The following is a 21393-nucleotide window of genomic DNA, read 5'->3' on the forward strand; positions in this document are numbered from 1 at the left end:
ACTATCCATATCTAGTAAACTGTAGTATAATTTAGGAGTAGTGAATGGAAGATTGTATATGTGCTTTTTCTGTGTGAAACTTTTCATGTGTTCCCTTAATTAAATGATGAAAAGGATTATCTGTATGAGCCTCTATCGCTGCTATACCAACCCCTGTAATACCACCCTTTACACAAACCTTTTCGATTAATTCCGGTAATGTAAATTGTTCTGTTGCTAGAAGCTTTCCAAAGCCAATAAACATTTTCTCCATTAGCAATGTGGCATCTTCTTTTGTGATTTCCGTTAATTCATTTGCATTCTCAATAAAACTTTGAGCTAAAAAGGCGAAAAATGCTGGTCCACAAGAAACAATATCAGAAGAAATCCTCACAATATCTTCCTTTATCTCCAGTGGTTCCGAAAAACTTCGACATCTCTTGATAAAAAGTTGCTTACGATCATGATCGATCTTTTCACTAAATGTTAGAAGTGAGACTCCAGCAAGGGCTTGATTTGTAATGCTCGGAATCATTCTGGCTACCTGACAATCGACAAGGCTTTCAATCTCCTGAACAGATACCGGGCTTGTAATGGACACTAACAAATGATGTTGATTGAGTCGATGACTGATCTCTTTTAATAATGGAACCATATCCACTGGCTTTACACAGATAAATACAGTATCTACTGAGTCAATCAGTGTAAACGGATCATCTTTCACCTGGATATGAGGATATGTTTCCTTCAGCTCATATGCTCGCTCAACTGTTCGATTGGTTACAAATAAGTCTCTTTGATCCAATAACTTAGATTGTAGAAAGGCATGTATTAATACCTTTCCCATATTTCCCGTTCCGATGATTCCCCATTTCAATGTATTCGCCTCCCGCTTTTGTTTCAGTTTCCCACTTAGTGAAGGAAACAATCTTACCTTATTTTTATGATTAACTATACCATTCTATGATAAGGGGCTGATAATATGTATTGGTTAAAAAAATACTGGTATTTTGCTGTAATCATATTGGTTGTAGCTATTTGGATATACGTCAATCCTAGTGATACAAACCAATCAGAGAATTTTATAATGACAGAAAATACCGAAACAACTGTTGAAGAAATCGATCGTATAGAAAAGGAGAATGAAGAGCAAGTAGTCATGGTCGATGTGAAGGGTGAAATAGCAAAACCAGGCGTTTATCAAATGGAAGCAGTAGACAGAGTTCAGGATGTGATAAAGATCGCAGGAGGTTTAACTAAAAAAGGAGATCCGTCCGCAATAAACATGGCTGAACGTGTTTATGATGAGATGGTGATCATAATACCAAAGAAGGGAGAAGAGGGGAGTATTGGAGCTCAATCGGCAGTTCAATCAGACGGGAAAATTAAAATCAATACGGCTACAAAGGAAGAAATCATGCAAATACCAGGTATTGGGGAGGTAAAGGCAAATGCGATGATCGATTTCCGTGAGACGAATGGAAGGTTTGAAAAAATAGAGGACCTAACAAAGGTTAATGGTATTGGTGAAAAAACACTAGATAACATTCGCGATTTTGTTCAAATTCCTTAGCTCTTATTGACGCTTGTACAAGGAATCGGTACACTTTAAAAGATAGAAGTTTGAAAAACGAGGAGTGTAACCAATGGAAAGAATCTCATGGCATCAATATTTTATGGCGCAAAGCCATTTGCTAGCATTAAGAAGTACGTGTGAGCGTTTAATGGTAGGGGCAACAATCGTTAGAGATAAACGTATTATTGCTGGAGGATACAATGGTAGTGTGTCAGGTAGTGTCCATTGCATTGATGAAGGCTGTTATGTGATTGATGGACATTGTGTGAGAACGGTTCATGCAGAAATGAATGCCCTTCTTCAATGTGCTAAATTCGGAGCACCGACTGAAGGTGCTGAGATTTATGTGACACATTTTCCTTGTCTTAATTGTTGTAAAGCAATTATTCAAAGTGGCATCAAAACCGTTTACTATGCAGCCGATTATAAAAATCATCCTTATGCTATTGAACTTTTTGAAGAGGCAAATGTAAAGGTGGAAAAAGTAGAGCTTGATCATCATACTATTGAGCTTATTCCAACTGTAAAATAAAATCTGATAGGAGGAAAAGGTTTGCTTGCTTGGATTCATTGGTTTGTGATTATTTATGTAATAGCGGTTTTTGCTAGAATGGATCAGAGTCCTTGGATCGTCCTCCTTCTTATCCCTCCTTTGATCTATTTTGTACGAACCCACAGAATGCCTCTCTGGTTAGTCTTTTCCTTACTCCTATGCTTTATTTTCTTCTATAATCAAACTCCTTCAACGGATAGACAAAATCTGGATTCCTCCCATAAGTCAATGATTCAGGGTGATATTATTTCTGAAGTCAACAAAACAGATACATATGTTTCTTTTTTGCTTAAAGAATATAGAAGCACCAACAAAGTGAAGGTTCAACTATTTCATCAAAACGAAAGAGCAGAAGATTTATTTATCCAAAAATTAAATAGGGGAAGTAGATGTCAACTAGTCGGTACATTTCAGGAGATGATAACAGCTACAAATCCTGGTCAGTTTGATTATCAACACTATTTGCATAATCAAGGCATAAGTAGTCAATTTCTAATTAATGATAGTACGGCATCGAATTGTAGCGGATCATCCTTTTATCAAATGCTTTATAATGCTCGAAATCAACTTTTGGAGCATCTGGGGGGTTACGTCAATCCTTTCACTTTTTCTTGGATCAATGCACTTCTATTTGGCAACAAAGATTTGTTATCAGATGAAACGATTACGTTGTTTCAAGATTGGAATCTTTCTCACTTATTAGCAATCTCTGGATTGCATGTTGGATTACTGATGACCTGTCTCTACTTTTTTGGCTTGTATATCGTAAAACTATCCGTAGAACGTATGCAGCTTATCCTCTTCTTATTTCTACCAATATATCCTCTTCTATCTGGAGCTGCGCCTTCTGTATGGCGGGCAAGCCTTTTAGCATTGTTCCTGCTCGTGCTTCGAAAACTAAAGATAAAGCTCCCTACAACCAGTATACTAAGCATCGTCTTTTTTGTTATGGTGCTGACAAATCCTTATCATGTGTATTCTATTGCGTTTCAATTTAGTTTTATTGTTACGTATGCGATTTTGTTCTCTCGAAAGCTCCTATCAGGTGATATTGGATTTGTTTGGATTTCTCTACGGATTAGCTTTATCAGTCTCATGGTATTATTGCCTATTCAAATACAATTATTTTATCAATTCCAACCATTGTCTGTTTTAGTTAATTTAATAGTTGTCCCATATTTTACACTGTTTGTTTTACCTTTTTTATTGTTAATTTGTTTCAGTGCGATGATCCCTTCGTTCCTTCCGATATGGTCTCATGTATTTCAATTTATTCATTCCCATTTTCTAACATTGATGCGTTTGATTGATGAAGCCATTTCATGGTCTTGGACGATTGGCCAAATACCTAATCCATTGATAATTGGATACTATATTTGTTTGTTATTATTTTTACTTTATTTTGAGCAGGGAAAACAAATAAGAGCGTTTAGTTATGGTCTTGGGTTAGCGGTTTGCTTAGTATTAGCATCAATCCTTCCCTATCTTAATCCTTATGGATCAATCACCACACTTGATATTGGTCAAGGAGATGCTATTGTTATTGAATATCCCTATCGAAGAGGTGTCGTTATCATAGATGCGGGAGGTAAACTAAAGAAGCATTTTACTGAACCTTCTAGTGATGTCTATGATCAGATTATAGATGCATTTCTTCGGTATCGTGGTATAAGCGCGGTGGATGCCATGATCCTTTCCCATGCTGATCATGATCATATTGGAAGTGTTCCTTATATTCTTGACGATTATCAAGTGGATTACCTTATCACTTCCCCTTATTTTGATCCGAAATTGCTCGAACAATATCATGAAAAGAATAAGCATTTTCAACATATAGAGGGGGAAGAGGGAAATAAATTACGTATTAAGGATCATATCTTTCATGTGCTGCATCCCTCTCTGGATAATGGTGATAAAAATGAAAATTCATTGGTTCTATATAGTAAATTTGGTGAGTTTAATTGGTTATTTACAGGAGATATCGGAGAAAAAAGTGAGCAATATTTAGCCTCGAACTATCCGTCTCTTCCTGTTGATGTTCTAAAAGTAGCTCATCATGGAAGTCATACATCTAGTTCTATTCCTTTTATTGAACAAATACAGCCTGAGGTAGGCATCATTTCTGTAGGAAGAAACAATGGCTATGGTCATCCTCATCCTAAAGTATTAAGGACATTGAAAAGAAGAAAGGTTCGAGTTTTTCGGACAGATAGGATGGGGGCGATTACTTTCCAATATGATGGAACCATTTCAACCTTTCTTCCATATGATAATGTAAAGTCTAAACGATAGAATTTTTATTGATATTTCCTCTATTTTCTATACCTGTATAGTATAATTTCACCATGCTAGAAGGTGCTGAAAAGTACGTAAGCAAAAAGAAGTAAGTTTAGCGAAATCATTGGTTTTGTCTAAATTAAAAAAACGAGACTTTTTGTCTCGCTTTTAAGAACCAATGGCATCAAATATAACCGCAATAAAGAAAATAATCATGAAAAATAGAAATGAAAAAATAAAACCAGCAGCTGCATCAAAAAGGTCATGACGCTTGGATTGAACTTCTTTTTCGAATTCGTTCATAATAGCATACCTCCTTATTTCAAAAAAATAGTTCCTTCATTCTACAGGATTCCCTTACTTAGCAAGAGTTAACACCAATATAATTCATCAATACGGTCAATCTATATAATAAGAAAAACATCGTAGCTTCGTTAGTTACCCGGGGCTAATGAAGTTGCGTTAATATAGATTGCGAAGGGAAGGTACTTTTCTTTCCCTTCTTTATTTTTGTCGATACAATTTAAGCACTTCCATTCAACCCAAAGTGCTGTTAAGCCCAATGTATATCTAATATAGTGGTTTTTTGGACTTCTGTTTCAAAAGTATGTAATCAATGAAGAAACCTTTTCTTAACATGAATCTTATTATACAATAAAACATATTTGTTTTTTTTTCAACACTTATTATACGTATATAATGGAATTTTTTATACATATTGGAGATGGAATCATGAGTTATTTAAATGTAATGGAACAAATAAAAAAGGGTCAATTTTCTCCTGTTTACTACATGCATGGAACAGAAACCTATATGATGGAAGCAGTTAAACAATCCCTTTTAAAGCATAGTATTGAGGAGGAAGACAGGGATACAAATGTGTCATTATATGACCTGGAGGAAATATCGATTCAAGATGTGATTAATGATACAAATACATTTCCCTTTTTAGGTGAAAAAAAATTAGTGATCGCCACTAATGCTAGCTTTTTGAAAGCAAAACCACCTAATCTTGATTTCACTCATCAAATAGAGACATTAATTAATTATATACAGAATCCAGCACCATATAGCATTCTTGTTTTAATAGCACCATATGAAAAAGTGGACGAAAGAAAGAAAGTAGTGAAACAATTAAAGAAGGAAGCAACTGTTATTTCTTGTGAACCGTTAAAAGAATGGAATATGAAAGAAGCCATTGAGAAGATTGCACAGGAGCATCAAGTAATTGTAAAGGAAGAGGTTGTGGAATATATACTGGAGGAAATAGGTACTAATCTGATGATAATAAGCTCCGAAATGGAAAAATTAGCGTTATATGTTGGTCCTGGCAATACGATTCGATTGGAAGAAGCAGAATTACTTCTTTCACATCAAGAAAATAGTACTGGCTTAAAATTAGTGGATGCCATTATTGAAAGTGATCTTGCAAAAGCAATTCATATCGCAAAAGATTTAGAAAAGATGAATGAAGACCCGATTGCACTTGTAGCTCTTGTTTCTTCTCAATTTCGAACATTGTTACATGTCAAATCATTGAAGCAAAAAGGATATAGTCAGCAGCAAATCGTAGGCCAACTTAAGATACATCCTTATGTTGCAAAGCTTTCTTTAAATAGGCAACAAAAATTTACCAAAGAAGAACTTCACCAAGCATTAACCATTCTTGCAGAAACTGATGCCCAAATTAAAACAGGAAAGGTTGATAAATCACTTGGCCTAGAACTTTTACTATACCAAATAATTCAGTTACGCCAAACGACAAGAGTATAAACAGAAAAAGAAACAAAGCAAAAACCTGCTTCCAATATGGGAAGCAGGCTTTTTTACTTTAGGCACTTAATTCATTAACTTTTTTCGCTAATCGTGACTTTTGACGATTCCCTTTGTTTTGATGAACTAAACCTTTTCTTACTGCTTTATCAATTTTTTTCACAGCTGTTTGAAGTGCTACCTTTGCATTTTCGACATCTTTACTTTCCACTAAAGCCTCAACTTTTTTAATATGTGAACGCATATCTGTTTTAATGGATTGATTGTGTAAACGGCGATCTTCGTTTGTACGTACACGTTTAATTGCAGATTTAATATTTGCCATTATCTTCACCTCCGTAAGCTTCGTACCATTTCATTTGTTAGGTCAAAAGACATTTTATCAAAGCTCGTCAAACTTTTCAATAAAAATTATTTCAAAAACTATATGCATCAATTCACAAGAGGCGGTAAAACTACTTTCAAGTTCAATCATATTTGAAGGAGGAGGACAAAAAATGGAAGAGGAAAAATTTGAAGTCCGTACCGATCTTGCAGTAGAAGCAAAAGATATGTATGTAGAGAAAGAAAATCAAACAGAAGATCGTATTAAAGGGGTGAAGATGAAAGAGGAAACCGATGGAAATATTCGGATTTCTTATGTCGAAATTAATGAAGAAGGCGCAAAGAAAATTGGGAAGAATCCAGGTTCCTATCGAACGGTTTACTCTGATGCGATCAAAAAGCAAGATACTGCACTACAAGAAGAGACCGCCAAAGTCATGGCAAAGCAACTTAGCGATTTAATGAAAAGAAATAAAATTGATAAGGAAGCTACCGGACTTGTTGTTGGGCTTGGCAACCGAAGTGTTACACCTGATGCCCTCGGCCCTCTTACGATTGAGAAAGTTTTAGTAACCAATCATTTATTTGAACATGAACCACAATATGTTGCAGATGGCTATCGAAGAGTTGCTTCAATTAATCCCGGAGTCATGGGTATTACAGGGATTGAAACGAGTGACATCATTAAAGGAGTAATTGATAAACTAAAGCCTGACTTTGTCATCGCAATTGATGCTTTAGCTTCTCGTTCCATGGAAAGAGTAAATACGACCATTCAATTATCAGACTCAGGCATCCATCCAGGATCTGGTGTTGGTAATAAACGAAAAGAATTGAGCAAGGACACATTAGGAATACCAGTTTTTGCAATTGGAGTTCCAACTGTAGTAGATGCTGTTACCATAACTAGTGATGCAATCGATTATGTATTTAAACATATAGGCAAAGAATTTCGAGAAAAAGATAACCCCTCTAAATCTTTAACTCCTGCTGGAATGAGCTTTGGAGATCGTTCTTTGTCAGAGGAAGATATGCCAAGTGTCGAAAAAAGAGAAAAAATTTTTGGGATGATTGGTTCACTCAATGATCATGAAAAAAGAGCATTAATGCGAGAGGTATTGACTCCACTTGGTCACAACCTTATGGTCACACCAAAGGAAGTGGATGGCTATATGAAGGACATGGCTCATTTATTGGCACAAGCAATTAATGCTAGTCTCCATGATAAAGTGACGATCCGAAATTTCGGTACGTACACTCGTTAGCAGAATAGCCTTATCACAAGCTGCTGTAATAATAAAAAAATTCTCGGCAGAAAGGTTCTACTTTCTATTGATCGCTCATACATTCTAGTAAATGTAATAGAGCTAATAGAAAGGGGAACAACATGCGCCGAAAAATTAGCCGTAATAGACGTGTATTATTACTTTCTAAACATAAAGTGTTTGTTATTCTATCGTTCTTCATTGCAGGCTTTTTTGCCGTCTTCATTCTTGTAGGCATCATGACTAGCTTAGAGCCGAATTACCGTGTATCTTCATCCACTGTTAAGAAATGGACAACAAATGTTGATGAAATTCATTTTCTTTCATTGATGTTGTTAGAGAACCGACTATTTAAAGAGGCAATTCCTGAGGATAAAGCAGAATTCTCGCCATGGAAGTTCATATTTGAAGTAGGTACGAATATAAGACTGCATGATGTACGAAGCTTAGTTAGCCGAGAGCTTCCAGGCTTTGACCTCTATGATCGACAAATTCTGATCGCGGGGGAGGGAACCGATTATACGAATTTAACCGTGGAATCGACACCTCCTCTGGATATTGTCCTAGAAGAAAGAGAAGCAACCGTCCCAGAAGAAAAGAAAGAACAAGAAAAACCAGCAGAAAAAGAACCGAAACAACAAACGACTGGAGAGAAAGAGGTTGTATTTATTTATAATACACACAATCGAGAATCTTTCCTTCCATATTTACCGAAAACAGATAATCCAAATGATGCCTTTCATCCAGAAGTAAATATTACGAAAGTTAGTGATCAGCTAGCAAAGGATTTAGAGAGAAATGGAATTGGCTCAACTGTTGACCATACGGATATTGGTTCGATTTTAGTGGATAAAGGTTGGAACTACTCTACTCATTCCTACACTGCCTCTAAAGAAGTAGTAGAGACAGCGCTACAATCGAACAAGGATCTTAATTTTGTCTTTGATATTCACCGCGATAGTATGAGAGCAGATGTCACGACAAAGGAAATCAACGGAAAAGAATATGCCAAAATAATGTTTGTCATTGGTGGAGACAACCCTAATCACGAAAAGAATTCTGCTTTAGCTGCCGCTCTCCATGAAAAGCTAGAGAAAAAATATCCTGGCTTAAGCAGAGGGGTGGAGATGTATGCCGGGGCCGGACGCAATGGTGTATATAACCAAGATGTTTCTGAAAATGCGCTAACCATTGAAATGGGGGGCGTAGATAACACAATGGAGCAGCTTTATAACACGACTGAAGTTTTTGCAGAGGTTTTTAGCGAATACTACTGGAATGCGGAAAAAGTATCTACAGAATAGGGGAGATTAATGTGAAGTTTCTATCCTTTTTATTAGTAATATGCGTCATATTTTCATTTGGACTATATGTTGGTATGGACCGCACGGATTCTACAAAAGCAGTGAGTCATCAAGAAGAAGTGATCGATAAAGGTAAACAAGATGATGATGTAGTAGATCGTGAAGATATTATTGATGAAATTAATGGAGATGTACCAGAAGTGGGTACCCCAGGCAATTCTCCACTATTTGCGGTTGCAAATAGTGGAGAAGAAATAGTGAGTAAGGTATGTAATAAAATTGTTGGTGTTACACATGCGATCATAGATGAATTATTTTAAAGGCATCCTCATATTTTTGATTGAACATCGTTCCTTTCACTGCTATAATCTATCCTAGTATATTGTGCTTGTCACATAGGAGTTGAATGATATTGACTAACGTAAGAAATCAGAGTAAGGTACGAAATTTTTCTATTATTGCCCATATCGATCACGGTAAATCAACACTAGCTGATCGAATATTAGAAAAAACTCAAGCACTAACGGCGCGTGAAATGAAGGAACAGTTTCTAGATGCTATGGACCTAGAGCGTGAACGTGGTATCACGATAAAACTAAATGCTGTCCAGTTAAAATATCAGCGTGAGGATGGAGAAGAGTATTTGTTCCATCTCATTGATACTCCAGGGCATGTCGATTTTACATATGAAGTATCACGAAGTCTTGCTGCATGTGAAGGAGCTATCCTAGTAGTAGATGCCGCCCAAGGAATAGAAGCACAAACGCTAGCAAATGTCTACTTAGCGTTAGATAATGATCTGGAAATTATTCCGGTTATTAATAAGATTGATTTACCTAGTGCAGATCCTGATAGAGTAAAACAGGAAATAACAGATGTGATCGGGATCGATGGGGAAGAAGCTATTTTAGCAAGTGCTAAATCTGGAATCGGCATTGAAGAGATATTAGAAGAAATTGTAGAACGAATACCAGCTCCTGTTGGTGACCCAGAAGAGCCGCTTAAAGCATTAATCTTTGATTCATTATATGATCCCTATCGTGGTGTAGTTGCTTATGTTTGTATAAAAGAAGGATCTGTTAAAGTTGGCGACAAGATCAAAATGATGGCTACAGGAAAAGAATTTGAAGTCAATGAAGTAGGGGTATTTAATCCGAAGCCAATCAAACAGGATAAATTGACGGTTGGCGATGTCGGTTATTTAACAGCATCGATTAAAAATGTTGGTGATACAAGAGTTGGGGATACGATTACTCATGCAAATCGCCCAGCAGAAGAAGCTTTACCAGGTTATCGTAAGTTAAACCCGATGGTATTTTGTGGATTATACCCCGTTGATGCGGACAAATATAATGATTTGCGAGAAGCTTTAGAGAGATTAGAATTGAACGATTCTTCTTTACAATATGAAGCGGAAACCTCTCAAGCATTGGGATTTGGCTTCCGTTGTGGATTTTTAGGTCTATTACATATGGAGATTATCCAGGAACGAATTGAGAGGGAATTCGGTATTGATCTAATCACAACAGCACCAAGTGTTATTTACAAGGTGATTAAGACAGATGATGAAGAACTAACTATTGATAATCCATCCTTTATGCCAGATAACCAATCCATCAAAGAGGTGCAAGAGCCTTATGTAAAAGCAACGGTGATGGTACCAAATGACTTTGTTGGTCCAGTTATGGAGATTTGTCAGAAGAAGCGTGGGGATTTCATTAATATGGATTATTTAGACGAGAATCGTGTTAATGTTGTTTACGAAATCCCATTATCCGAAATCGTCTATGATTTCTTTGATCAGTTAAAATCACAGACAAAGGGCTATGCATCATTTGATTATGAATTGATTGGCTATAAGCCTTCTAACCTCGTGAAAATGGATATTTTATTAAATGGGGATACAATTGACGCACTTTCCTTTATTGTTCATCGAGATTTTGCATTTGAGCGTGGGAAGCAAATAGCGGACAAACTAAAAACATTGATTCCAAGGCAGCAATTTGAAGTGCCAATTCAAGCAGCCATCGGTAATAAAATTGTCGCAAGAACGAACATTAAGGCAATGCGTAAAAACGTATTAAGTAAGTGCTATGGTGGTGACATCTCTAGAAAACGGAAATTGCTCGAAAAGCAAAAGGAAGGTAAAAAACGCATGAAAATGGTGGGTTCTGTGGAAGTTCCGCAAGAAGCCTTTATGGCAGTATTGAAAATGGATGATGAATAGGAGAAAAACCCTTGTCATAAAGGCAAGGGTTTTACACTGTTAGAAAAGGGGGAAGGCATCATGATAACATCAGCGTATATTCATATACCTTTTTGTGAAAAAATATGTCATTATTGTGATTTCACTAAATTCTTCTATGAAGAAAAAATGGCAGACGAATATTTAGTTGCACTAGAAAACGAAATAGCAACAACGATAAATAAACCGAGGCAAAAAATGAAGACAATATTTGTGGGTGGTGGCACACCTACAGCATTAAATAATCGGCAATTATTGAAGCTTGTTCAAATGATTGAGCATTATTTTGATGTGGATCAAGTCAGTGAGTACACCTTTGAAGCAAATCCGGGTGATTTAACTAAAGAAAAGATTAAAATCTTAAAAAACCATGGCGTTACACGTATTTCCATGGGAGTGCAAGTCATGGATGATAAAATGTTGGAACAATTAGGAAGACTTCATCGTATCAAAGACGTTTACCAAAATGTTAATGACTTAATACAAATCGGTTTAACGAACATTAGCATTGATTTAATGTATAGCTTGCCAAATCAGAGCTTTGAAGGCTTCTCGAAAACACTAGAGGAAGCACTGCAATTTAACCTTCCTCATTATTCGGCTTACTCGCTCCAAATCGAGCCTAAAACTATCTTTTATCAGCGTTATAAAAAAGGTACCCTTACAAAGCCCCCAGAAGAAATAGAGGCAGACATGTATGAACATTTACGTAAGGAGATGAGAGACCACGGGGTATATCAGTATGAAATTAGCAATTTTGCTAAGCCCGGATATGAAAGTAAGCATAATCTAACTTACTGGAATAATGAATATTATTATGGCTTCGGAGCTGGTTCTCATGGATATTTACCAGGAAAGCGTGTGATCAATATTAGACCACATCCACAATATGTTCAAGCAGCAATCGATACAGGAAAGCCTGTATTACATGTCGAAGAGATCGGTTTAAAGGAACGGATAGAAGAGGAAATGTTTCTTGGCCTACGGAAAAGTGGAGGAGTTTCACTAGATCAATTTGAGCGTAAATATCAGTTGAAAATGGAAACACTATATAAGGAAGAACTGATTACTCTCCAACAAAGAGGATGGGTTATCATCGATGAAGGCTTTATTCGTTTAACAGAAGAAGGTAAACCTTTTGGAAATGAAGTGTTCCAAGCATTTTTAATGGACTCAAATAAATTAGAGTTTCTTCATTGACAATTAACGATCGATTTGATAATTTATTAATAGATTTAGCACTCGTGATATAAGAGTGCTAACAGAGGTGATCATCGATGCTAACAGATAGGCAGCTACAAGTTTTACAAGTCATTATTGATGAATTCATCCAAACAGCACAGCCGATTGGATCGAGAGCTATTGCGAAAAAGGAACAAGTTACTTTTAGCCCCGCAACGATCAGAAATGAAATGGCTGACCTAGAGGAGCTTGGATTCATCGAGAAAACTCATACTTCATCTGGTCGTGTGCCTTCTGAAAAGGGATATCGTTTTTATGTGGACCATTTGCTCTCACCATTTCAATTGTCTAATAAAGAGTTGTCACTGATTACAAATGCCTTTGAAAGAGAGTTGTTGGAATTTGAGAAGGTTGTACAGAAGTCAGCGCGAGTATTGTCTGATTTAACGAATTACACTTCGATTATTTTAGGACCTGAGGTATTTAAGACAACATTAAAGCAAATTCAAATTATTAGCCTTTCGGATAATACCGCTGTCGCGATTTTAGTCACAAATGCTGGTCATGTAGAGCATCGTCATTTTACAATACCACAGTCAATGCAAGCTACCGATATCGAGAAGCTTGTTAATATATTGAATTCGCGGTTAATCGGTGTGCCAATTATTAGACTACAAGAGAAATTATACGGTGAGGTTGCTGAACTTCTTCAACAATTTAGCAGTGATTTTGAAGCAACCTATGCCTATTTAAAAGAAGCATTATTAGAGAAAAAACCTGTTAAGCTGTACATGGATGGTAAGACAAATATACTATTACAGCCCGAATTTAATGATATCCACAAAATTCAATCTTTATATACTGTTATGGAAAAAGAAGACGAAATGGCCAACATATTAAGAAGCTCACATAAAGGCATTAAGGTATCGATTGGTCAAGAGAACAAATTAGATGAAATGCAGGATTGTAGTTTAATTACAGCAACCTATTCCTTAGGAGGAGAGCAATTAGGCACTATTGCTTTACTAGGGCCGACAAGAATGGAGTACTCTAGGGTAATCTCTCTGTTAAATGTACTTTCTAAACGATTGACTAAAACGTTTAATTCTTGGTACTAGTTTCCATATAATTATCCATCAATAGAGAAAGGAAGCGAATAGAAAACACCTTTCTCTGCTATGGTTTTTATTTGCTTTTTTTAGTAAGGTATGTTTTGCTATACAATGGTTCTTTAGGAGGTGACAGGAATGGAAGAAAAAGATCTACAAAATAATGAAGCAGAAAATAATGAACAATCAGAAAATATTGAGGAAGAAGTAGTTCAAGATGTAGAGCAAGAGATTGTAGAAGAAGAAAACATAGAACAAGCACAAGTCGAAATAGCTGACTACGAAAAGCTGCAGGAAGAGAAAGCACAACTAGAGGATCGTCTTCTACGAATACAGGCTGAATATGATAATTTTAGAAAAAGAACAAAAAAAGAAAAAGAAGCAGACTTAAAATATAAATCCCAAGCAATTGTAACGGAACTCTTGCCGGTGATCGATAATTTTGATCGAGCACTAGCCGTCGATATTGAAGACGAGCAGGCTAAAAGTGTCGTGGAAGGCTTGGAGATGGTGTACCGTCAATTGAAAACCGTTCTAGAAAATGAAGGTGTAAAAGAAATTGAAACTGAAAATCAAATGTTTGATCCACACCTTCACCAAGCGGTAATGCAAGTTTCAGAAGATGGTTTCGAATCTAATCAGATTGTGGAAACCTTACAAAAAGGTTATCAATTAAAGGATAAAGTAATTAGACCAGCAATGGTAAAGGTAAACCAATAACTACATAGCTATGTGAAGGAGTGTTTTTTATGGGTAAAATTATTGGAATTGACTTAGGTACAACAAACTCATGTGTTGCAGTAATGGAAGGTGGAGAAGCGAAGGTTATTCCTAACCCTGAAGGTAACCGTACTACTCCATCTGTCGTATCATTTAAAAATGGTGAACGTCAAATTGGGGAGGTTGCAAAACGTCAAGCAATTACAAACCCTAATACGATTCAATCAATTAAGCGTCACATGGGAACAGATTACAAAGTAGAAATTGAAGGAAAAGAGTATACTCCTCAAGAAATTTCTGCGATCATCTTACAGCACTTGAAGTCATATGCAGAAGATTATTTAGGGGATACTGTCGATAAAGCAGTTATTACAGTTCCTGCATATTTCAATGATGCTGAACGTCAAGCGACAAAAGATGCTGGTAAAATTGCTGGACTTGAAGTAGAGCGTATTATTAACGAGCCGACAGCTGCTGCGCTTGCATATGGAATAGACAAAGCAGACCAAGACCAAACCGTCCTTGTTTATGATCTTGGTGGTGGTACATTTGATGTTTCTATACTTGATATTGGTGAAGGTACTTTTGAAGTAGTTGCAACTGCTGGCGACAATCGTCTTGGTGGTGACGATTTTGATGAAGTATTAATCAATTATATGGTCGAAGAATTCAAGAAAGAGAATGGTATTGATTTATCTCAAGATAAAATGGCCCTACAACGCCTTAAAGATGCGGCAGAAAAGGCGAAGAAAGATCTTTCAGGTGTTACTCAAACACAAGTATCACTACCATTTATTACGGCAGGAGATGCAGGTCCATTACACTTAGAAATGAACATTACAAGAGCTAAATTTGATGAGCTTTCTTCTGATTTAGTCGAGCGTACAATGGAACCAACGCGTAAAGCATTACGTGATGCCGACCTTTCTGCTAGTGAAATTAATAAAGTTATTCTTGTTGGTGGTTCTACACGGATTCCAGCCGTCCAAGAAGCGATTGAAAAAGAAATTGGTAAAGAACCGTCTAAAGGGGTAAACCCAGATGAAGTAGTAGCAGCAGGTGCTGCAATTCAAGGTGGGGTCCTGCAGGGTGATGTCAAAGACGTTGTATTACTTGATGTTACACCACTTTCATTAGGTATTGAAACAATGGGTGGAGTGACAACAAAATTAATCGAGAGAAATACAACCATCCCAACAAGTCATTCTCAAGTGTTCTCAACAGCTGCAGATAACCAAACAGCAGTAGACATTCATGTATTACAAGGGGAACGCGAGATGGCTCAAGACAACAAGACATTAGGTCGTTTTCAATTAACTGATATCCCACCAGCTCCAAGAGGGGTTCCTCAAATCGAAGTTTCCTTCGATATTGATGCAAATGGTATTGTCAATGTACGTGCTAAAGATCTTGGTACAAACAAAGAACAATCTATTACGATTAAGTCTTCCTCTGGTCTTTCTGATGATGAAGTAGAAAAAATGGTCAAAGAAGCAGAAGAAAATGCAGAGGCAGATAAAAAACGTCGTGAGGAAATTGAATTACGTAATGAAGCAGATCAATTAGTGTTCCAAACAGAAAAAACATTAAAGGATCTCGGTGATAATGTAACCGATGAAGAAAAGCAAAAAGCAGAAGCAGCTAAGGACGAACTGAAAAAAGCGCTAGAGGACAATGATCAAGAACAGATTAAAGCGAAGAAAGAAGCTTTAGAGGAGCAAGTTCAAGCATTGACGGTTAAATTGTATGAACAAGCCCAACAACAAGCACAAGCGGATCAAAGTGGTGACCAAGCGCAAAATTCAGATGATGATGTTGTAGACGCGGATTACGAAGAAGTAGACGACGAGGATAAAAAGTAAGCAGTTATAGGAGAAAAGAAAGTCAAAGTCAAAATTAATGGCTTTGGCTTTTTCCTTGCCAGATCAAAAAAATATAGAATTACAAGTATAAAGGATGATCAGCCGAGAAGTAAACAGCTTATGGCACCTATACTGTTGAAGATAATCGGAAGCTTATTTTGTTTGCTTACAATGGATATTCAATGTTATGATTAGTTTTATGCAATAATGACCGGGAGCGTGATTTATCAGTGAGTAAAAGAGATTATTACGAAGTGCTTGGTGTTTCCAAGGATGCATCAAAAGATGAAATCAAAAAGGCTTATCGTAAGCTTGCGCGTAAATATCACCCAGATGTGAACAAAGAAGAAGGAACTGATCAAAAGTTTAAAGAAGTCAAAGAAGCGTATGAAGTTTTAAGCAATGAGCAAAAACGCCAGCAATATGACCAATTTGGGCATGCAGGTCCACAAGGTCAAGGATTCGGAGGCTTTGGTGGAGGCGAAGACTTTGGTGGTTTTGGAGATATCTTTGATATGTTCTTCGGCGGTGGCGGCAGAAGAGATCCTAATGCACCACGTCAGGGAAATGATTTACAATATACCATGACACTTGATTTTGAGGAAGCTATTTTCGGTAAAGAAACCGATATTCATATTCCGAAAGAAGAAACTTGCTCTACGTGTAATGGATCAGGAGCAAAGCCAGGAACAAGCCCTAAAACATGTTCACATTGTAATGGAAGTGGTCAGTTAAATGTAGAACAAAACACTCCATTTGGAAGAGTGGTAAATAGAAGGGTTTGTCATCACTGCCAAGGTTCAGGTAAGATCATTACAGATAAATGTTCTACGTGTGGTGGGAAAGGAAAAGTCAATCAACGTAAGAAAATACATGTTAAAATTCCAGCAGGTATAGATGATGGTCAACAAATTCGCGTTTCAGGCCAAGGAGAGCCAGGGAAAAACGGTGGCCCTGCAGGAGATTTATACGTAGTCTTTCAAATAAAGCCTCACGAATTTTATCAAAGAGAAGGAGATCATATTTATTGTGAAATGCCGATAACTTTTGCTCAGGCCGCTCTAGGTGATGAGATTGAAGTACCAACCCTTCATGGCAAGGTGAAATTAAAAGTACCAGCAGGAACTCAAACTGGTAAGACCTTCCGTTTAAAAGGTAAAGGTGCTCCAAATGTTCGCGGCTATGGTCAAGGTGATCAGCATATCCAAATTCGTGTCATTACTCCACAAAATTTAAATGAACGTCAAAAAGAACTCTTAAGAGAGTTTAATGAGATTAGTGGCAATCAACCAACAGATGAACACGAGGACTCCTTTTTCCAGAGAGTAAAGCGAGCTTTTAAAGGGGAGTAGGCGTATACCCAGTCGAATAAAATATTTTATAAAGTGAGTTGATCTGTTTGAAGTGGACAGAGCTTTCGATCTATACGACAAATGAGGCAATTGAACCGATCTCCAATATTCTGCATGAAGCGGGTGCAAGTGGTGTTGTGATTGAAGATCAACAGGATTTATTTACTGAAAGAGATGATGAATTCGGAGAAATCTATGAGCTCAATCCAGAGGACTATCCAGAAGAAGGCGTTCGATTAAAGGCCTATTTACCTGTTAATAGTTTTCTAGGAGAAACTGTTTCAGAAATTAAACAAGCAATTAACAATCTATTGCTATATAATATCGACATTGGATTGAACAAAATTACGTTAAGTGAAGTAAACGAAGAGGATTGGGCTACTGCATGGAAAAAATATTATAAACCAGTTAAAATCTCTGAAAGAATCACGATCACCCCAACATGGGAAGATTACCAGCCTGTCTCTTCAGATGAATTGATCATTGAGCTTGATCCTGGTATGGCGTTTGGTACAGGCACACATCCTACAACTGTTCTTAGCATTCAAGCTTTAGAAAGACTAATAAAGGCAGAAGATGTGGTGCTTGATGTAGGATGTGGTTCTGGTGTGTTGAGCATTGCTTCGATTTTACTTGGGGCGGAAAAGGTTTATGCTTACGATTTAGACGATGTCGCAGTACAAAGCACGAAATTGAATGTGAAAGTAAATAAGGTTAGTGATCATGTAACGGTTAAACAAAATAATTTATTAGATCATATAACTATCCAACCAAATATTATTGTAGCGAATATATTAGCTGAGATTATTCTCCGTTTTGAGCGTGATGCGTATCGCTTACTCCAGCCAGGTGGAATGTTTATTACTTCAGGCATTATCCAAGCCAAGAGACAACAAGTAGAATCAGGTTTAGAAGCTGCTGGCTTTGAAATTATGGAAGTCAACCAAATGGAAGACTGGATTTCCATTATCGCAAAAAAACCGGAAGAGAGTAGGTAGATCATGCAACGATATTTTGTACAGGCTGACAAATGGACAGAATATGAGGTATCGTTAAATGGCGATGACTTTCATCATGTTGTAAATGTCATGCGGATGGTTGTTGGAGATATCATCCTTTGTAGCCACCCAGATGGAATGACAGCTAAATGCAAAATTCAACATATTGGAACGGAAACAGTAAATGCTAAAATAATAGAATGGATAGCAGATTCTGCTGAATTACCTATTAAAGTTTCCATTGCTCAAGGCTTACCAAAAGGTGACAAATGGGAGTATATTTTGCAAAAAGCGACAGAATTAGGCGCTTCCGAATTAATTGCTTTTCAAGGAGATCGCTCTGTTGTAAAGTGGGATGAAAAAAAAGTAATTAAAAAAAGACCTCGCTGGGAAAAAATTGTGAAAGAAGCGAGTGAACAAGCACACCGTAATAAAATTCCAACCGTTTCAGGGGTTTGGACGTTCGATAGTCTATTGGAAAGAAGTGTCCATTATGACTGTAAATTTTTTGCTTATGAAGAAGAAGTGAGAGATCGTCAAAGCAAGAAATTACACGACTACTTTTCCAATATAAATCAAGGAGCTTCTGTACTTATTTGTATTGGTCCTGAAGGTGGTTTTTCTGAGCAAGAAGCAACTCTTTTAAAGAAATCATCCTTTCAACCGGTGCGTTTTGGACCAAGAATATTGCGAACAGAAACTGCGCCACTTTATGCATTGTCTAGTTTATCCTATTATTTTGAAGAAATGAGGTGATCCAATGCCTACAGTTGCATTTCATACATTAGGTTGTAAAGTGAATCATTATGAAACAGAAGGTATTTGGCAGAAATTTAAAAACGAAGGCTATGAACGTGTAGAATTCGATCACCATGCAGATGTTTACGTTATTAATACTTGTACTGTAACGAATACTGGTGATAAAAAAAGTCGGCAAATTATCAGGCGTGCTGTTAGGAGTAATCCTGAGGGTATTGTATGTGTAACAGGTTGCTATGCTCAAACGTCACCTGGAGAAATCATGGAAATTCCAGGTGTAGATATTGTGGTTGGAACCCAAGATCGCGGAAAGATGATTCAATATATCGAGGAACATCAAGAGCATCGTGAGCCTATTAATGGTGTTTCTAATATTATGAAAAATAGAGTGTTTGAGGAGATGGATGTCCCAGCCTTTACGGATCGAACACGTGCTTCATTAAAAATACAAGAAGGCTGTAACAATTTTTGTACCTTCTGTATTATCCCATGGTCAAGGGGATTACTTCGTTCAAGGGATCCGGAGAATGTGTTAAAGCAAGCGCGACAGCTTGTAGAAGCTGGTTATAAAGAAATTGTTTTAACAGGGATTCATACTGCTGGCTATGGTGAGGATATGAAAGACTATAATTTTGCTCAATTATTACGTGATTTAGAAGCAAAGGTAAAAGGTTTAAAACGAATCCGAATTTCTTCTATTGAGGCAAGTCAGATTACTGATGAAGTGATTGAGGTACTTGATCAATCAAAGAAAATTGTTCCACATCTTCACATTCCATTACAGTCTGGATCAGATACCGTATTAGAGCGGATGCGTCGTAAATATTCCACTGATTTTTACCGGAAGCGTGTCGCGAAAATTCAAAATGCATTGCCGAATCTTGCTATTACATCTGATGTAATTGTTGGCTTTCCTGGAGAAACAGATGAGGAGTTTCAAGAAACTGTTGATTTCATCAAAGAGATTGGATACTCTGAATTGCATGTATTTCCATTCTCTAAACGAACCGGGACTCCTGCTGCAAGAATGGATAATCAAGTAGATGAAGAATTGAAAAATAATCGCGTACAGAAATTAATAGACCTATCAAATGAACAAGCCCTTGCCTATGCGAAGCGATATGAGGACGAGGTAATAGAAGTTATTCCTGAAGAAACGATGGATGAAAATCATCCAAACATGCTTGTCGGTTATTCTGATAACTATTTGAAGGTTAGATTCGAAGGAACAAAGGATATGATTGGTGAAATAGTAAGAGTGAAGATTACGAAAGCTGGCTACCCGTATAATGATGGTAAATTTGTTCGTGTGATGGATGATGCAGCATTACAAGTATAATGGAAAATAAACATAAAATTGTTGACCTAACAATAGTACTATATTATAATTGCTAGGAGACATATGTAGCCATTTTTGTACATATGTTAGATTAATTTTTGTTGTATGCTTCGGAGGGAGGGAAATTGCATGTCTAACACAACTCGCGTTCGTAAAAACGAGTCACTTGAAGATGCTCTTCGTCGCTTTAAACGTAGTGTATCAAAATCTGGTACATTATCTGAATATCGTAAGCGTGAATTTTATGAAAAACCTAGTGTTCGCCGTAAGAAAAAATCGGAGGCAGCTAGAAAGCGTAAATTTTAAAGAGGGTGTATGAATCAATGGCAATCGTTGAACTTTTGAACCAGGATATGAAACAGGCGATGAAGGACAAAGATAAATTAAAATTAGGCGTAATAAGAATGGTCAAAGCATCGATTCAGAATGAAGCCATTAAGTTAAAGAAGGATGCATTGTCAGAAGATGAAGAATTAACGGTTTTAGCTAGAGAGCTGAAACAACGAAATGATTCCCTCCATGAATTTAAAGAAGCTGGACGCGATGATCTTGTAAGTAAAACAGAAGAAGAAATCAAAATACTACAAGCATATATGCCTGAGCAACTATCTGACGAGGAATTAGAGCAAATAGTTGTACAGACAATTGATGAAGTTCAAGCAGAATCCATGAAAGATATGGGAAAAGTGATGAGTGCTTTAATGCCTAAGGTTAAAGGTAAGGCAGAAGGAGCAAGAGTGAACCAATTTGTTCAAAAGCATTTAAAATAAATGATA

General features: G+C 36.9%; 20 protein-coding genes and 1 pseudogene. 18 read left to right on the forward strand and 3 right to left on the reverse strand.

The features are described from left to right. Positions 1-31: 31 nt before the first annotated feature. Entirely contained in the window at positions 32-856 is an 825-nt protein-coding gene (gene comER / locus ACZ5N5_RS14455) for a late competence protein ComER (RefSeq protein WP_109984138.1), read from the reverse strand. Positions 857-961: 105 nt separating this feature from the next. On the opposite strand from comER, the gene ACZ5N5_RS14460 reads away from it, so the two are divergent. The 3 genes and pseudogenes from ACZ5N5_RS14460 to ACZ5N5_RS14470 all read left to right on the forward strand — a co-directional run bounded on the left by ACZ5N5_RS14460 (position 962) and on the right by ACZ5N5_RS14470 (position 4400). After that, positions 962-1552, forward strand: a complete 591-nt coding sequence (locus ACZ5N5_RS14460) for a helix-hairpin-helix domain-containing protein (protein ID WP_464372694.1) — start codon at positions 962-964, stop codon at positions 1550-1552. Positions 1553-1625: 73 nt separating this feature from the next. Then, positions 1626-2069 (forward strand): annotated as a pseudogene (locus ACZ5N5_RS14465) (ComE operon protein 2); the annotation flags it as partial. A 39-nt stretch (positions 2070-2108) separates the two neighbouring features. Continuing rightward, complete coding sequence (locus ACZ5N5_RS14470) at positions 2109-4400, forward strand: DNA internalization-related competence protein ComEC/Rec2 (RefSeq protein ID WP_464372695.1); 2292 nt, start codon at positions 2109-2111, stop codon at positions 4398-4400. Between the two features lie 153 nt (positions 4401-4553). Here ACZ5N5_RS14470 and ACZ5N5_RS14475 read toward each other — a convergent pair whose 3' ends face one another. Next, a complete protein-coding gene (locus ACZ5N5_RS14475; protein WP_109984142.1) occupies positions 4554-4688 on the reverse strand; it encodes a YqzM family protein in 135 nt (44 codons plus the stop codon). Positions 4689-5117: 429 nt separating this feature from the next. On the opposite strand from ACZ5N5_RS14475, the gene holA reads away from it, so the two are divergent. Next, entirely contained in the window at positions 5118-6158 is a 1041-nt protein-coding gene (gene holA / locus ACZ5N5_RS14480; protein ID WP_109984143.1) for a DNA polymerase III subunit delta, read from the forward strand. 58 nt (positions 6159-6216) lie between these two features. On the opposite strand, the gene rpsT is transcribed toward holA, so the two are convergent. Further along, entirely contained in the window at positions 6217-6483 is a 267-nt protein-coding gene (rpsT, locus tag ACZ5N5_RS14485; RefSeq protein ID WP_109984144.1) for a 30S ribosomal protein S20, read from the reverse strand. Between the two features lie 172 nt (positions 6484-6655). Here rpsT and gpr point away from each other — a divergent pair, with 172 nt between their 5' ends. From gpr to ACZ5N5_RS14555, 14 genes are all read left to right on the forward strand, one after another. Then, the gene (gene gpr, locus ACZ5N5_RS14490; RefSeq protein ID WP_109984145.1) at positions 6656-7747 is read left to right on the forward strand and encodes a GPR endopeptidase; all 1092 of its coding nucleotides are present in this window, start codon (positions 6656-6658) and stop codon (positions 7745-7747) included. 122 nt (positions 7748-7869) lie between these two features. Continuing rightward, positions 7870-9051 (forward strand): stage II sporulation protein P, encoded by a 1182-nt coding sequence (spoIIP, locus tag ACZ5N5_RS14495; protein WP_109984146.1) that lies wholly within the window; start codon positions 7870-7872, stop codon positions 9049-9051. Positions 9052-9125: 74 nt separating this feature from the next. Then, the gene (locus ACZ5N5_RS14500; RefSeq protein ID WP_277678972.1) at positions 9126-9371 is read left to right on the forward strand and encodes a hypothetical protein; all 246 of its coding nucleotides are present in this window, start codon (positions 9126-9128) and stop codon (positions 9369-9371) included. 86 nt (positions 9372-9457) lie between these two features. Then, complete coding sequence (lepA, locus tag ACZ5N5_RS14505) at positions 9458-11278, forward strand: translation elongation factor 4 (RefSeq protein ID WP_277678973.1); 1821 nt, start codon at positions 9458-9460, stop codon at positions 11276-11278. Between the two features lie 60 nt (positions 11279-11338). After that, entirely contained in the window at positions 11339-12496 is a 1158-nt protein-coding gene (gene hemW / locus ACZ5N5_RS14510) for a radical SAM family heme chaperone HemW (RefSeq protein ID WP_109984148.1), read from the forward strand. Between the two features lie 77 nt (positions 12497-12573). Further along, positions 12574-13596 (forward strand): heat-inducible transcriptional repressor HrcA, encoded by a 1023-nt coding sequence (hrcA, locus tag ACZ5N5_RS14515; RefSeq protein WP_109984149.1) that lies wholly within the window; start codon positions 12574-12576, stop codon positions 13594-13596. Between the two features lie 129 nt (positions 13597-13725). Then, positions 13726-14307: a nucleotide exchange factor GrpE gene (grpE, locus tag ACZ5N5_RS14520; protein WP_054859258.1), complete on the forward strand. Its 582-nt coding sequence runs from the start codon at positions 13726-13728 to the stop codon at positions 14305-14307. Between the two features lie 29 nt (positions 14308-14336). Next, on the forward strand, positions 14337-16169 hold the full coding sequence (gene dnaK, locus ACZ5N5_RS14525; protein ID WP_109984150.1) for a molecular chaperone DnaK: 1833 nt from the start codon (positions 14337-14339) through the stop codon (positions 16167-16169). 230 nt (positions 16170-16399) lie between these two features. After that, positions 16400-17521 carry a molecular chaperone DnaJ gene (gene dnaJ / locus ACZ5N5_RS14530; protein ID WP_054787731.1) on the forward strand — a complete coding sequence of 374 codons (1122 nt, stop codon included), beginning with the start codon at positions 16400-16402 and terminating at the stop codon, positions 17519-17521. Between the two features lie 47 nt (positions 17522-17568). Beyond that, entirely contained in the window at positions 17569-18519 is a 951-nt protein-coding gene (gene prmA, locus ACZ5N5_RS14535; protein ID WP_277678974.1) for a 50S ribosomal protein L11 methyltransferase, read from the forward strand. 3 nt (positions 18520-18522) lie between these two features. Next, positions 18523-19275 (forward strand): 16S rRNA (uracil(1498)-N(3))-methyltransferase, encoded by a 753-nt coding sequence (locus tag ACZ5N5_RS14540; protein WP_277678975.1) that lies wholly within the window; start codon positions 18523-18525, stop codon positions 19273-19275. A gap of 4 nt (positions 19276-19279) precedes the next feature. Continuing rightward, positions 19280-20617, forward strand: coding sequence for a tRNA (N(6)-L-threonylcarbamoyladenosine(37)-C(2))-methylthiotransferase MtaB (mtaB, locus tag ACZ5N5_RS14545; RefSeq protein WP_277678976.1), 1338 nt, complete (start codon positions 19280-19282; stop codon positions 20615-20617). A 129-nt stretch (positions 20618-20746) separates the two neighbouring features. Next, positions 20747-20923, forward strand: a complete 177-nt coding sequence (gene rpsU / locus ACZ5N5_RS14550; RefSeq protein WP_018931586.1) for a 30S ribosomal protein S21 — start codon at positions 20747-20749, stop codon at positions 20921-20923. Between the two features lie 17 nt (positions 20924-20940). Continuing rightward, the gene (locus tag ACZ5N5_RS14555) at positions 20941-21387 is read left to right on the forward strand and encodes a GatB/YqeY domain-containing protein (RefSeq protein WP_054859261.1); all 447 of its coding nucleotides are present in this window, start codon (positions 20941-20943) and stop codon (positions 21385-21387) included. The last annotated feature ends 6 nt before the right edge of the window (positions 21388-21393 follow it).

The sequence above is a fragment of the Gracilibacillus sp. JCM 18966 genome (assembly GCF_055392695.1).